Annotated in this window: 12 protein-coding genes; all 12 read left to right on the top strand. The window is 36.8% G+C overall.

What is annotated here, in order from left to right; all coding sequences use genetic code 11:
• The gene (pth, locus tag N0K73_RS06945) at window positions 1-564 is read left to right on the top strand and encodes an aminoacyl-tRNA hydrolase (RefSeq protein ID WP_112251437.1); all 564 of its coding nucleotides are present in this window, start codon (window positions 1-3) and stop codon (window positions 562-564) included.
• A 36-nt stretch (window positions 565-600) separates the two neighbouring features.
• The gene (gene mfd / locus N0K73_RS06940) at window positions 601-4,122 is read left to right on the top strand and encodes a transcription-repair coupling factor (protein ID WP_112251439.1); all 3,522 of its coding nucleotides are present in this window, start codon (window positions 601-603) and stop codon (window positions 4,120-4,122) included.
• 21 nt (window positions 4,123-4,143) lie between these two features.
• Window positions 4,144-5,712: a putative polysaccharide biosynthesis protein gene (locus N0K73_RS06935; protein ID WP_112251441.1), complete on the top strand. Its 1,569-nt coding sequence runs from the start codon at window positions 4,144-4,146 to the stop codon at window positions 5,710-5,712.
• A gap of 16 nt (window positions 5,713-5,728) precedes the next feature.
• On the top strand, window positions 5,729-5,995 hold the full coding sequence (locus N0K73_RS06930) for an RNA-binding S4 domain-containing protein (RefSeq protein WP_057974359.1): 267 nt from the start codon (window positions 5,729-5,731) through the stop codon (window positions 5,993-5,995).
• A 46-nt stretch (window positions 5,996-6,041) separates the two neighbouring features.
• On the top strand, window positions 6,042-6,428 hold the full coding sequence (locus N0K73_RS06925; protein ID WP_057974360.1) for an FtsB family cell division protein: 387 nt from the start codon (window positions 6,042-6,044) through the stop codon (window positions 6,426-6,428).
• A gap of 98 nt (window positions 6,429-6,526) precedes the next feature.
• On the top strand, window positions 6,527-7,006 hold the full coding sequence (locus tag N0K73_RS06920; protein ID WP_057974361.1) for a S1 domain-containing RNA-binding protein: 480 nt from the start codon (window positions 6,527-6,529) through the stop codon (window positions 7,004-7,006).
• 79 nt (window positions 7,007-7,085) lie between these two features.
• Window positions 7,086-8,450, top strand: a complete 1,365-nt coding sequence (gene tilS / locus N0K73_RS06915; protein WP_112251443.1) for a tRNA lysidine(34) synthetase TilS — start codon at window positions 7,086-7,088, stop codon at window positions 8,448-8,450.
• A 5-nt stretch (window positions 8,451-8,455) separates the two neighbouring features.
• Window positions 8,456-8,995 (top strand): hypoxanthine phosphoribosyltransferase, encoded by a 540-nt coding sequence (gene hpt, locus N0K73_RS06910; protein WP_112251445.1) that lies wholly within the window; start codon window positions 8,456-8,458, stop codon window positions 8,993-8,995.
• Window positions 8,996-9,095: 100 nt separating this feature from the next.
• A complete protein-coding gene (gene ftsH / locus N0K73_RS06905) occupies window positions 9,096-11,174 on the top strand; it encodes an ATP-dependent zinc metalloprotease FtsH (protein ID WP_112251447.1) in 2,079 nt (692 codons plus the stop codon).
• 75 nt (window positions 11,175-11,249) lie between these two features.
• Window positions 11,250-12,134 (top strand): Hsp33 family molecular chaperone HslO, encoded by an 885-nt coding sequence (gene hslO, locus N0K73_RS06900; protein WP_112251449.1) that lies wholly within the window; start codon window positions 11,250-11,252, stop codon window positions 12,132-12,134.
• 71 nt (window positions 12,135-12,205) lie between these two features.
• On the top strand, window positions 12,206-13,216 hold the full coding sequence (dusB, locus tag N0K73_RS06895) for a tRNA dihydrouridine synthase DusB (RefSeq protein ID WP_057974366.1): 1,011 nt from the start codon (window positions 12,206-12,208) through the stop codon (window positions 13,214-13,216).
• Window positions 13,217-13,288: 72 nt separating this feature from the next.
• Window positions 13,289-14,788: a lysine--tRNA ligase gene (lysS, locus tag N0K73_RS06890; RefSeq protein WP_112251451.1), complete on the top strand. Its 1,500-nt coding sequence runs from the start codon at window positions 13,289-13,291 to the stop codon at window positions 14,786-14,788.
• Window positions 14,789-14,887 lie beyond the last annotated feature (99 nt).

The raw sequence follows: 14,887 nt of genomic DNA, 5'->3' as shown, positions 1-14,887 counted from the left end.
ATGAAAATGATAGTTGGTTTAGGTAATATTGGTCAAAAGTATGATGGTACAAGGCATAATGTCGGTTTCGCCACAGTAGACGCATTTGCAAAACAATACAATGCTAACTTTGGTTCAAGTAAATACGAAGCGCAAGTGGCTTCTTTTAATTTGAATGGTGAAAAAATTGTCTTGGTTAAGCCATCTACTTACATGAATGAATCAGGTCGAGCAGTTAGACCCTTGATGGATTTTTACAAAATAGACGTTTCTGACATACTTATTGTTAATGATGATTTAGATTTAGAAGTTGGCCGTATTCGGTTACGCCAAAAAGGGTCAGCCGGTGGGCATAATGGATTAAAAAGTATTATAGCGCATACGGGTACGCAAGAATTTAAACGAATTAAAATTGGTATTGACCATCCAGATAAAGTTTCTGTAGTTGATTGGGTATTAACTAAATTCTCTAAAAATCAGGAAAAAGCTTTGGGGGATGCAATCAATACGGCAACTTTAGCAACTGAGGATTGGTTGGAGACAGATGATTTTATGAACACAATGAATAAATACAATCATAAATAAGAAAAAACTGCTTAGAAAAGGGTAGAAGGTGGCGTAATGAATTTAGAAGCAATGATGCAGTCTGTTCCTGGTGTGGATAACTGGTTAACGAATGTTGAACCTCATACGAGACAATTACTGACTGGGTTAACCGGTTCAGCTAAAACACTGATGTTGGCAACAATCTTTAAAAATAAAAATAAGTCTATGTTAATTGTGACGGATAATTTGTTTCATGCGACCCAATTAAATGAGGACCTAACTAATTTTATTGACGAAGAAAATGTGCTGACTTTTCCCGTCGAAGAATTATTGGCTGCAGAATTGGCAACGAGTTCACCTGAATTTAAAAGTGAACGTGTTCAAACGCTCCAATCCCTTCTAGGTGAAACACCCAAAATTGTTGTCACGTCGATTTCAGGATTGAGACGGTTTTTGGCCCCCGTTGCAACGTGGAAACAAGCGACCTTAAATCTAACCGTTGGTAAAGATATAGATTTGAAGGAAACGGAGACCCAACTTTTTACAATGGGTTATCAACGTCAAAAATTAGTTGAACGACCTGGGGATTTTGCTGTACGAGGGTCTATCTTAGATATTTATCCTTTAACTGTAGAAAATCCAATTCGCTTGGATTTATTTGACACGGAAATTGATTCATTACGTTATTTTGACGTTACTAATCAACGCAGTTTAGAAAATGTGGATCAGATTCAGGTCATGCCCGCAACTGATTTTATTGCGACTGATGAAATGCTTTTAGAAGCTAGTAAAACATTAAAAAAAGCGTATGGCGTAGAATATAAACGTCTGGATAGTGATGACCAAGAACGATTAGAATCAAATATAATGCCAATTATGAGTGATTTTGAAAAGGGTCATTTGTCACCAGAGCACTTATTATTTGGGGATATTATTTATCAGTCTAAAACTAGTTTGTTGGACTATTTAGGTGAAGATGGCTTAGTTATCATGGATGACTATCCAAGATTGTTAGAAAGCGAAAAAACACTTAAATTAGACGAAGATAACTGGATGGCGGACAAGTTAAAAACGCATCAGGTTCTATCAACGAGTAAATTTGGATTTGAGTTACGTGATTTATTAAAAAATGAAGCACGCGCTGAGTTATTTTTAGCTCATTTCCAAAAAGGTATGGGGAATTTAAAATTCAATCAACTCATCGATGTGCCAGGTCATGCGATGCAACAATTCTTTAGTCAAATGCCGCTACTAAAGACAGAAATGGATCGTTGGTTAAAAAAGAAACAAACAATTATCGTAATGGTTCAAGATAAGGAACGACTTAATAAAGTTTCACAGACGTTAGATGATTTTGAGATTCCGTCTATTATGACCACATTGGATAGTTTGCAACTAGGGAAAGTTCAGGTTGTAGAAGGTAATCTACAAGCTGGTTTTGAGTTGCCAACAGCAAACTTGGTCGTTGTGACTGAACACGAGATGTTCAACAAGGTCACTAAGAAACGACCAAAACGACAGACTTTAGCTAATGCTGAGCGCCTTAAAAGTTATCAGGATTTAAAACCTGGTGACTACGTAGTTCATGTCAATCATGGTATTGGCCAATTTATGGGTATGGAGACATTAGAAGTTGACGGGAAACATCAAGATTATATGACGATTGCCTACAGGGATGAAGCGAAATTGTTTATTCCGGTAACGCAGTTAAATATGGTTCAGAAATATGTATCATCTGAATCTAAATCTCCTAGAATCAATAAATTAGGTGGTACAGAATGGACCAAAACAAAAAATAAAGTTGCTGCTAAAATTGAAGATATCGCTGATGACCTAGTCGCCTTGTATGCTGAACGTGAAGCAGAGGTCGGCTTCACATTTTCAAAAGACAATGACTACCAAATGGAATTTGAAAATGCCTTTCCATATTCTGAAACTGAAGATCAAATCAGGAGTTCCAATGAAATTAAGCATGATATGGAACAAAAGAAACCGATGGATCGGTTATTAATTGGGGATGTTGGCTTCGGTAAGACGGAGGTTGCATTACGTGCTGCTTTTAAAGCAATTCAAGACCATAAACAAGTGGCGTTACTTGTTCCAACGACCGTGTTGGCTCAGCAACATTACGAAACAATGATTAATCGGTTTGAGGGATTTCCAGTTGAAATTGGGATTTTATCACGATTTAGAACGAAGAAACAGCTAAAAGAAACGACTGAAAAAATGGCTAGTGGCGCATTAGATATTGTTGTTGGGACGCATCGAATTTTATCGAAGGATATTCAGTTCGCCGATTTAGGTTTACTGATTGTTGATGAAGAACAACGTTTTGGTGTGAAGCATAAAGAACGACTTAAGGAATTTAAATCACAAGTTGATGTTTTAACGTTGACGGCGACGCCAATTCCAAGAACACTTAATATGTCGATGCTTGGTGTACGTGATTTATCAGTAATTGAAACAGCACCATTGAATCGTTATCCAATTCAAACATACGTAATGGAACAAAACGGTGGCACAATTCGAGATGGTATTCAAAGAGAGCTTCAACGAGGTGGGCAGGTCTTTTATTTGCATAATCGTGTTGAAGATATTGAAAAAGTTGTTTCAGAAATTGAAATTATGGTACCTGAGGCCAGTGTTGCTTATATTCATGGGCAAATGACTGAGAACCAATTAGAAAATGTGTTGTATGATTTTATTCAAGGTGTGTATGATGTATTGGTCACAACGACAATCATTGAAACGGGCGTGGATATTTCAAACGCGAATACATTATTTGTTGAAAATGCTGATCATATGGGATTGGCACAACTTTATCAATTACGTGGCCGTGTTGGACGTAGTAGTCGAATTGCCTATTCTTATTTCATGTATAAACCTAATAAGGTATTAACTGAAGTTAGCGAGAAGCGGTTAGAGGCAATTAAAGATTTTACTGAATTAGGGTCCGGATTTAAAATTGCCATGCGAGATTTATCTATTCGTGGGGCAGGAAATTTATTAGGACGACAACAACATGGCTTTATTGATTCCGTGGGATACGATTTGTATACACAGATGTTGACAGAAGCCGTGAATAAAAAACAAGGTAAAAAAGTTGATCCTAAATCCGACTCAGAAATTGAAATTAACATTGAAGCATACCTACCATCAACATATATTGACGATCAACGTCAAAAAATTGAAATCTATAAACGAATTCGTCAACTCGATACGTATGACCAATATTTAGAAGTTCAGGGTGATTTGATTGATCGTTTTGGTGAATTTCCAACCGAAGTAAACAACTTAATGGAAGTTGGGTTACTTAAATTATTTGCCGATAAAGCATTAGTTGAGAAAATTAAAAAAGATAAAGATCAGTTGATTGTTTCCGTTTCTGAAAAAGGGACGACATTATTAGGTACGGAAGCCATTTTTAAGGCGTTGTCGACAACAAAATTAAAGGCGTCATTGAAACCACAAGGCAAGCAAATGCGTGTGATTTTGGTGATTCAGCCTAAGATGACTGAAGAAGATTGGTTAATTGAACTACAAAACTTTGTTCAAGCGTTGAGTGAGTCTGTTGGCGAAATAACGGTCGCTGACTAAATAAAAAGGAATCAAAATAATATGGGAAATAAGCAGCTTAGACATTTAATGCGAGGCGCGATGATTTTATCGGTTGCCTCGTTGATTGCCAAAATTTTGAGTGCTATTTATCGAGTACCTTTTCAAAATTTAGTTGGCGATACTGGATTTTATATTTATCAACAGGTTTATCCTATTTATGGGATAGGGATGACTTTTGCATTAACCGGGTTTCCTGTCTATATTAGTAAGCTAATTGCGGAGGAGCCTCTGGAGGAAGATAAAATAAAATTATCTCAGGATATTTTTATTGTTTTAGGCGTGTTTAGTATGATCGTTTTTTTCGGATTGCAGTTAGGGGCAGCTAAAATCGCGTTAGCAATGGGTGACGGTCAATTAGATGGTTTAATTAAGAGTGTCTCGTTTATGTTCTTATTTCTACCTGTACTAGCCGTCGGACGTGGCTATTACCAAGGGATTTTTGAAATGAATAAAACGGCAGTTTCGCAGGTCGTAGAACAATTATTACGTGTTGGATTAATTATTTTAGCTGCGTACATTGCGGTAAAAAATAAAATGTCGTTGTATTCAATGGGGTCATGGGCAATGTTTGGTGCGACTGTCGGTGCGATTGGTGCAAGTTTATCTTTTTACCATTTCTTTAGCGTCGATTTCAAAAAAGTGATCATGCATCTAGATAGGCGAAGACTGATGGCTGTTACTAAAAAGTTATTTTCAGAAGGACTGGTTATTTGCCTGTTTGCTGCAATGATGGTTTTATTGCAACTGATTGATTCATTCACGGTGAAAAATGGCTTGGTACATTTTGGCTACTCAAATGCTGCCGCTAAATCGTTAAAAGGAATTTATGATCGTGCTCAGCCGTTAGTTCAGTTAGGGTTAGTCATTTCAGTTGGATTTTCTTCAATGTTACTACCTTCTCTGGCGGCGGCACGACGTGAAAATCGGAAACGAGATTTTCAGCGGTATGCTAAGATGTTGGTCCATGTGACAGTAGCCTTATCAATGGCTGCAACAGTGGGATTAGTTGCTTTAATGCCAATGATTAATCAATTTTTATTTGGCGATCAATTACAAAATGGGACATTGTCCGTCTATATGATAAGTATCTTTTTGGCGGCGGTTATCGGGACATACAACAGCGTATTACAGAGCTTAGGCTTGTATCGAACGGCAGTTATTTCATTGCTTATAGGACTCCTACTTAAAATGGGCATCAATTTTTACTTGGTTTCTGTTATGGGGACTGTAGGCGCTAGTGTAGCAACAATCTTGAGCTTGCTAGTTGTGCTAATTGCCATGTGGATAATGTCGCCAAGTGAGATAAGACAGTTACTAATTGATCCACTTTTTATGATAAAATTAACATTAGTTTGTGTAATGATGGGAATTGTGGTTTATTTATTAGATAATCAATTAATTAATTTGGTGGATGATAATCGCTTATTAAGTGGACTTGCCGCACTCATTTCTGGTTCTATAGGAGCTGGAATATTTGCCTTGATGGCAATTAAATGGCAATTGTTTTCTATTCGAGAGTGGCTAAGTTTACCATTTGGAAAACGTATTTTGAAAAAAATTAGACGATAATAAAGGGGACTAACTAATGAGATTAGATAAATTTTTAAAAGTATCACGTATTATTAAACGTAGAACAGTTGCGAAAGAAATTGCAGATAAAGGTCGTATTACTATCAATGATAAAGTTGCGAAATCATCAACAGATGTCGTTGTTGGGGATGATTTAACGATTCAATTTGGTAATAAAACATTAACTGTTAAAGTAATGGCACTTAAAGAAACGACAAAAAAAGCGGAATCTATTGATTTATATGAAGTTGTTTCTGAAGTTTATACTGAAGAAAGTCGATAATTATCGATTTTTGATTGGATTACCTTTATTGGGTTAGGAGACAAAAATGGCCGATAATAAATCGAAAATTAAATTCTTGGATAACGATTTCATGAGAGCAAACAAGAACGGACAAAAAGCAGATCAACGTTTGGCGCGTATTCATCGGCGCCGTTTGATTGGATTGACGGCCGTTTTGGCGATTATTATTATTTTCTTTAGCGTTCAGCTAATCTCAACAAAAGTTAAAGTTGCACGTTATAAGCAAGAGACAACGGTTGAACAAACAAAATTAAAAAAAGCTAAAACGGAGCAAAAGGATCTTAAATTCCAGGTTGAACAGTTAAATGATAATGATTACTTACTGAAATTAATTCGTGAGAAATATTATTTCTCCAAAAAAGGGGAAACGGTTTATAGTTTTCCTAGCGATAAAACTAATTTAAAAAATTAATTGGCACAAAAAATATTGGTCATGATTTAACTTTGTATCAAGGTTTATAGCGTGGTATACTAAAATGGTATATATATCTAAGGAGGAGCAACTTTTTTATGTCTATTGAAGTCGGAGAGAAAGTTTCAGGTAAAGTTTCAGGAATCACAAATTTCGGTGCATTTATTGATTTGGGTGACAGAAAAACGGGGTTAGTGCATATTAGTGAGGTATCTGACGGATTTATTAAGGATATTCATGATGCATTAACTGTTGGGGATGAAGTCACAGTTAAGGTTTTATCCATCGGTGATGATGGAAAAATTAGTTTATCAATACGCAAAGCGGTTGATAAACCTCAAGTAACAGAAACAAAATCTCGTCCACAGAAAACATTTAACAAAGATGCCCGTGCATCGACTAGTTCTCGTCCATCAGGTGGTGGCAAGAATCGTTATCAGACTAAAAAAGTTGAGCCTCAAAAAGATGACTTTGATTCATTACTATCTGGATTTTTGAAAGATAGTGAAGATCGTTTAGTTTCGCTAAAAAGAAGTACTGAAGGTAAACGCGGTGGCCGTGGCGGCCGACGTAATTAATAACAAATTTTAAAATGAGTGGTTGAAATGAAAATTTTAAACCGCTCTTTTTTTAATTTAAAAAAGGAGAAAAGTTGTGTTGAATACAAAGTTCGAGGCTCAATACCGACTGCTTGGGAGTCCCAAAAAAGTCTTAGTTGCCGTTTCGACTGGCGTTGATTCTATGGTACTGCTTGATTTATTAAGACAACTACCAAATGACAGCCGACCGGAAATTGGTATTGCCTATGTTGACCATCAACTGAGAGCGCAAAGTCAAATTGAAACTGAATTTATTGAAAAGTATTGTCTAGAAAATCAACTAAAATTATATAAAAAAGTTTGGCCCGTGTCAGAACATGGGCTAAAAGGTATCGAAAATGAGGCTCGAAAAATGCGATATACTTTTTTTGAGCAGGTTATGCGTTCGGGTGATTATCCAACGCTAATGACGGCACACCAATCTAATGATCAAATAGAAACGCTTGTTATGAAAGGAATTCGTGGAGGAGATATCCGACAATTAACTGGAATTAGTGGAATTCGATCATTTGGCCCAGGTCAATTAATTCGACCATTACTGTCGTTTTCAAAACAAGTTATTAGGCAATATGCTGAAAAACAAGGGATTCCATTTTTTGAAGATGAAACGAATCAATCAACTGATTTTTTTAGAAATCGTGTTAGAAAAGAAATCATACCGAAAATGCTTGAAAATAATCAGCAAGCAATCGAGCATGCGCAGAGCTATGCGAATCAATTATCAGATTTGTTGGAATTAGTAGATGAATCGGTTGATGAGAAGGTAGCCGTGTTGAAAGATAAATCTGGATTTCAAATAAAAGAATGGACGATTTTAGCGAAAAAATGGCAAATTCCAGTGTTGAAAAGAATTGCCGAGAGCCAAGATGTTTTCTTGAAAACGGACCAAATTAGGCAAATCACTCAACTGCTGATGAATCCTAAAAAACCACAAGGCAAAATTGATTTGGGTCATGATCAGCAATTTGTTAAACAATATGAGTATATGAATTTCGTGAAAAAAGAAAAAAAGAATGACAGCACACCCGAAAAAATACAGGTCATTAAAAATATATGGTTTAACCTAAATGAAAATGAAAAAATTGGCGTATTTAATCGTGACGAAATTAATTTAACCGATTCCGATATATCGGATTATATTTTTGTTGATCCCTTAATTATTGATGGGGGTCTTACCTTGAGACAAAAGCTTTCAGGAGACTTTATAAGTGTTGCGAATAGCGGTAATCAAAAAATTAAAAAAATATTTATTGATCAAAAAGTAACCAAAGATGATAGAAATAAGGCTTGGTTGCTAGAAACGAATACTAAACAGATCATATGGTTAATAAATTATAAGAAATCTCAATTGTCAGAACCCTTTGAAACTGATAAAATACAAGACATAATCGTTTTAAAAAAACAGGGTCAGGGAAGAGGCTAAAGTGTATGGATGCGGATATCAAAAAAGTTCTTTACAGTGAACAAGAAATTCAAGCTGTAACGCAACGCTTAGGACAACAGATCACGGCTGATTATCAAGGGAAAAATCCATTGCTTGTTTGTATATTAAAGGGTGCCTATCTTTTTATGGCTGATATTGCCAAAAATGTTTCAGACTATGCAGAAGTTGATTTCATGAACGTTTCAAGTTATGGAGATGGTGTCGTATCAACTGGCAACGTTAAGATTATAAAAGATCTGGACATAGATGTTAAAGGCAGAGATGTAATTATTGTTGAAGACATCGTGGATACAGGCCAAACTTTGGCATACTTGATTGACCTATTTAACGGTAGAAACGTAAAATCCGTTAAGGTTTGTTCATTACTAGATAAACCAGAAGGTCGTAAAGTGGATGTTCAAGTTGATTATGCAGGGTTTGAAGTACCGAATGAATTTGTGGTTGGATATGGCTTGGATTACGCTGAAAAGTATCGAAATTTGCCATACATTGGTATCTTAAAACCTGAAATCTACACGGAGTAATAATAATGGTCAAAGAATGTCAATTGTGATATAGTGTATCCTATTCAAATTCAAGCAATAGCTGAATTAAAAATAAAGAAAAATGGGCAGGAGAGTAGATATGAAAAACAATCCTAAAAATGGGCTTTTTAAAAATAGTTTATTTTACATAGTTATTATGCTTGGAATAATGGGCGTGATGTATTTCTTTTTCGATGGTAACAGCGGAACGGAAACACAAGAAATTCAATCGAGTGAATTCGTCTCAGATTTACAATCAAGTAAGGTAAAGTCATTTGATATTCAACCATCAGGTGGCGTTTACAAAATAACAGGTACTTATACTAAGGCGCAAACAGAAAAAAGTAAGAATACCGGATTTTCATTAATTCCGGCTGCTAAGAAAACAACAAAGGTTACAAAATTTACGTCAACAGTGCTTCAAAATGATTCAAATATGTCACAAATTTTGAAATCAGCTGAAGCAACGAAGACGAAGATAGATACAAAAGAAGAACAATCAGATAGCATCTGGTTGCAATTAGCTATCACGGTTATCCCGCTTGTATTAATGGTCGGGTTTTTCTATCTTATGATGGGACAAGCAGGACAAGGTGGCGGTGGCGGTGGTAAAGTCATGAACTTTGGTAAATCAAAGACAAAACCTTCTGAGAAAAAAGATAATAAAGTACGTTTTGCCGATGTTGCTGGTGCTGAAGAAGAAAAACAAGAACTTGTTGAAGTTGTTGAATTCTTGAAGGCACCACGTAAATTTGCCGACTTAGGTGCAAGGATTCCATCAGGTGTTCTTCTTGAGGGACCTCCAGGTACTGGTAAAACATTGCTTGCAAAGGCTGTTGCCGGTGAGGCTGAAGTGCCATTCTACTCTATCTCAGGATCTGATTTTGTTGAGATGTTCGTCGGAGTTGGTGCGAGTCGTGTACGTGATTTATTTGAAAATGCTAAAAAAACAGCACCATCAATTATTTTTATCGATGAAATTGATGCCGTTGGACGTCGTCGTGGTTCTGGTACGGGTGGCGGTAATGATGAGCGTGAACAAACATTAAACCAATTACTTGTTGAAATGGATGGATTTACGGGTACAGAAGGTGTAATTGTTATTGCAGCTACTAACCGTTCTGACGTTCTTGATCCAGCTCTTTTACGTCCGGGTCGTTTTGATCGTAAGGTTTTGGTTGGTCGTCCTGATGTTAAGGGCCGTGAAGCAATCTTAGCTGTTCATGCTAAAAACAAGCCATTGGCTTCAGATGTTGATTTAAAGGTTATTGCGAAGCAAACGCCAGGATTCGTTGGGGCTGATTTAGAAAACCTTCTAAATGAAGCTGCGTTGTTGGCTGCTCGTCGTAATAAATCAAAAATTGATGCAAGTGATATGGATGAAGCTGAGGATCGAGTAATTGCGGGACCAGCAAAACGTGATCGTGTTATCAATGAAAAAGAACGTAGAACCGTTGCATTCCATGAAGCCGGCCATACGATTGTTGGGTTAGTGTTGAATGAAGCTAGAGTTGTCCACAAAGTTACGATTGTTCCTCGAGGTCGTGCTGGTGGCTACGCAATCATGTTACCAAAAGAAGATCAAATGTTATTATCTAAAAAAGATATGAGCGAACAAATTGCTGGATTAATGGGTGGTCGTGCAGCTGAAGAAATTATCAATAACGAACAATCTTCAGGTGCATCAAACGATTTCCAACAAGCTACACAAATGGCTCGCTCAATGGTTACTGAATATGGAATGAGTGAAAAACTCGGACCAGTTCAATTGGAAGGCGATAGCCAAATGTTCGCTGGTGGTTCAGGTCAACCAAGTGCTGCTTACTCAAGTAATACGGCTGATATTATTGATTCTGAGGTTCGTCGTTTATCTGAAGAAGGTATGACACTTGCTAAAGAAATCATTGAAGCCCACAGAGATCAGCATAAATTGATCGCGGATAAATTATTAGAATTTGAAACACTTGATGAAAAAGAAATTTTAAGCTTGTTCGAAGATGGCAAGATGCCAGAAAAGGATGACGCAAATGAATTTCCAAGTGAAAAAGATGGTTCTTTTGAAGCAACAAAAAAAGAATTAGAACGTAAAGATGCACAAAAAGTGGCCGAAGAAACAAATGAAGTCGATTTGACTAAAACAGTTGTGTTTAATCCTAAAGTAAATAAAGACGATAAATAGTCGTCACACAAGAACTCCGATGGATTATCTGTCGGAGTTCTTGTTGGTCTAAAACGAAATATTAAGGAGAAATAAATGAAAGATTATCTTGTGAAAAGTTTGGCCTATGATGGCCAATTAAGAGTGTACGCTGTAACCGCGACAAATACGGTCGCTGAAGCGCAAAGGCGACATGATACATGGAGTGCGGCATCGGCAGCACTTGGACGTAGTTTAGTGGGGACGTTACTATTGAGCACGTCTACGCTATCTGGTGATGAAAAGATGACGGTTAAAATTAATGGTGATGGTCCAGTTGGCGCTATTGTGATTGATGGTAATGCGGATGGGACAGTTAAGGGGTATTTACATGAACCGCATATCCACTTGCCCTTGAATGAAAAACATAAAATTGATGTTAAAGGTGCGGTTGGAACAACTGGAACGATGGCTGTGACGAAAGATATGGGAATGAAGGAACCATTCACGGGGCAGGTACCATTAATTTCCGGTGAACTTGGTGAAGATTTTACCTACTATCTAGCCAAATCAGAACAGATCCCCTCTTCTGTTGGATTATCCGTTTTTGTAAATACAGATAATACGATTGAAGTTGCCGGTGGTTTTATGATTCAAGTGATGCCAGGCGCAACGGATGAGGTACTCGATGCATTAGAAAAAAAATTAGCAGAAATGCCAATGGTTTCTGAGTTGCTTAGAGAAGGTAAAACGCCAGAAGATATTATTTATCTCATGTTTGGTGAAGAAAATATTAACATTTTGGATACAATGCCGGTTGCATTTGAATGTGACTGTTCAAAAGATAAATTTTATGGGTCGTTGGCTACACTACCTAAAGCTGATATTACCGAGATGATCGAATTAGATCATGGTGCAGAAGCGGTTTGTCGTTTTTGTGGAAATAAGTACCAATACTCCGAAGATGAATTAATGCAATTGTTAAATAGTTCGGCTAAATAAATATTATCAAAATGTTATTTGTGATATGATACTAAACAATAGTAAGCGTAAAAAATGACGAGGTGAATAGAATGGAATGGAAAATTGGTGATATATTAATCCCTAATCAAGTAGTTGTTGCGCCTATGGCAGGTGTAACAAATGCGGCTTTCAGAATGATCTGTAAAGATTTTGGTGCCGGATTAGTCGTTTGTGAAATGATTTCTGATAAAGGAATCCAATTTAGAAATAAAAAGACATTGAGTATGTTGTTTGTTGATCCTAGAGAACATCCAGTCAGTGTTCAAATTTTTGGTGGCGATAAAGAAACATTAGTTGCCGCTGCAAAATTTGTTGAGGAACACACCTCGGCTGATATTGTTGATATTAATATGGGTTGCCCTGTACCTAAAGTAACAAAAACGGATGCGGGTGCGCGTTGGTTACTTGATCCAGATAAGGTCTACGAAATGGTAGATGCCGTAACAAGCGAACTATCAATTCCAGTTACTGTTAAAATGAGAACAGGCTGGGATGAAGATCACATTTTAGCAGTTGAAAATGCGCTGGCTGCTGAACAAGGTGGCGCTGCCGCGCTTGCAATGCATGGTAGAACACGTTACCAAATGTATAATGGTAAAGCAGACTGGAATATTTTACATGAAGTTAAAAGTAATTTAAAAACGATTCCTTTTATGGGTAATGGTGATATTAAAACACCGCAAGATGCCAAGAAGATGCTGGATGAAGTTGGTGCTGATGCAGTTATGATTGGTCGCGCAGCGTTAGGAAATCCATGGATGATTAAGCAAACAACGACATACCTTGAAACAGGTAAACTTATTGCTGAACCATCGGCATCAGAGAAGATATTAGTCGCTAAAGAGCATTTACATGCGCTTTGTCAGATTAAGGGTGAAGTCATTGGACCTAAAGAGTTTAGAAGTCAGGCCGCGTACTATTTAAAGGGTATTTCTCGTTCTGCGAGAGCTAAGGCTGCTTTAAACGAGGCAAATTCGGAAGAAACAATGATTACAATATTTGATAAATTCTTAGAAGATACAAAAGAACGTGAATTCAAATTAATGCAAAAAGAAGCTTAGAAATAGTTGCATTTTCACGGGTTAATTGGCATGATAGTAAGTGAAATATGTAATTAAAGTGAGGAATATAATATGGCAAAGCAAGAACAGAGCATGAATGATCAATTAAAGGTACGTCGCGAGAAAGTTGTAGAACTTCGTGAAGCGGGAGTGGATCCATTTGGACACCGGTTTGAACGTAAGGATATGACTAAAGCACTGCACGATAAGTATGACGAATTAACTAAAGAAGAACTAGACGGTATGGATATTCAAGCAACAGTTGCGGGTAGATTAATGTCTAAACGTGGCAAGGGTAAGGTTAGTTTTGCTGATATCCAAGATAAAGATGGTCGTTTACAATTATACGTCCGTAAAGATGTCGTGGGTGAGGATACGTACCATATCTTTAAACGTGCGGATATTGGCGATTTTGTTGGAATAACCGGTGATGTTATGAAAACGGATATGGGTGAGTTGACAATTCGTCCAACAGAAATTACGTTCTTATCGAAAGCATTACGACCATTACCAGATAAATTTCATGGTTTACAAAATGTAGAACAAATATATAGACAAAGATATCTAGATTTGATTACAAATCGTGAGAGCTTTGATCGATTCATGAAACGTAGTCAAATAATTTCAGCCGTAAGACGTTATTTAGATGGTAATGGATACGTTGAGGTTGAAACGCCAGTTTTACATAACCAAGCCGGTGGAGCGTCTGCAAAACCCTTTACAACACATCATAATGCGTTAGACATTGAATTATATTTGAGAATTGCACTTGAATTACATTTAAAACGACTTATTGTCGGTGGAATGGAAAAAGTATACGAAATTGGACGAGTATTCCGTAATGAAGGAATTGATACAAAGCATAATCCTGAATTTACAATGCTTGAAACATATGTGGCGTACTACGATTTTCATGACGTTATGGACGAAACTGAAGGTATTTTTAAAGCGGTTGCGGATGTCGTTTCAGATGATGGAATCATCGAATATGACGGAAAAAAAGTAGATTTTAATAAAAAATTTGTAAGAGTTCATATGGTTGATGCGATTAAATCTGTGACTGGGGTTGATTTCTGGAAAGAAATGTCAGTGGAGGAAGCGCAAAAATTGGCTGACGAGCATCATGTTAAATATGAGGCATACTGGAAGGTCGGACATATAATTAATGAATTTTTCGAAAAATTTGTTGAAGATACGATTGTAGATCCGACCTTTGTTTATGGACATCCTTTAGAAATATCTCCTTTAGCAAAGAAAAACGAGGACGATCCTAGATTTACTGATCGTTTTGAAATGTACATTTTGGGTACAGAATATGCTAATGCGTTTACTGAATTGAATGATCCAATTGATCAGAGAGAAAGATTTGAAGCTCAGGTGGAAGAACGCGAGGACGGTAACGACGAAGCAGAGGGAATTGATGAAGACTTCATTGAAGCTCTCGAATACGGAATGCCTCCAACGGGTGGCCTGGGAATCGGAATAGATAGATTAGTAATGTTAATGACAGATGCCCAATCTATCAGGGATGTGCTATTATTTCCAACAATGCGACCAGAAGATAACCAATAAAAATATGATGAAAGTAGTATATTTTGATTACAAATTTGTAATCGAAACATGCTACTTTTTTTATTTTGAATATTTGTTGTTGACAAAGTGCATTTTAGC

The sequence above is a fragment of the Dellaglioa algida genome (assembly GCF_030127605.1).
Taxonomy (GTDB): domain Bacteria; phylum Bacillota; class Bacilli; order Lactobacillales; family Lactobacillaceae; genus Dellaglioa; species Dellaglioa algida.
Note: the sequence above shows the minus strand (reverse complement) of the source record. Positions and strands in the feature narration are given on the sequence as shown.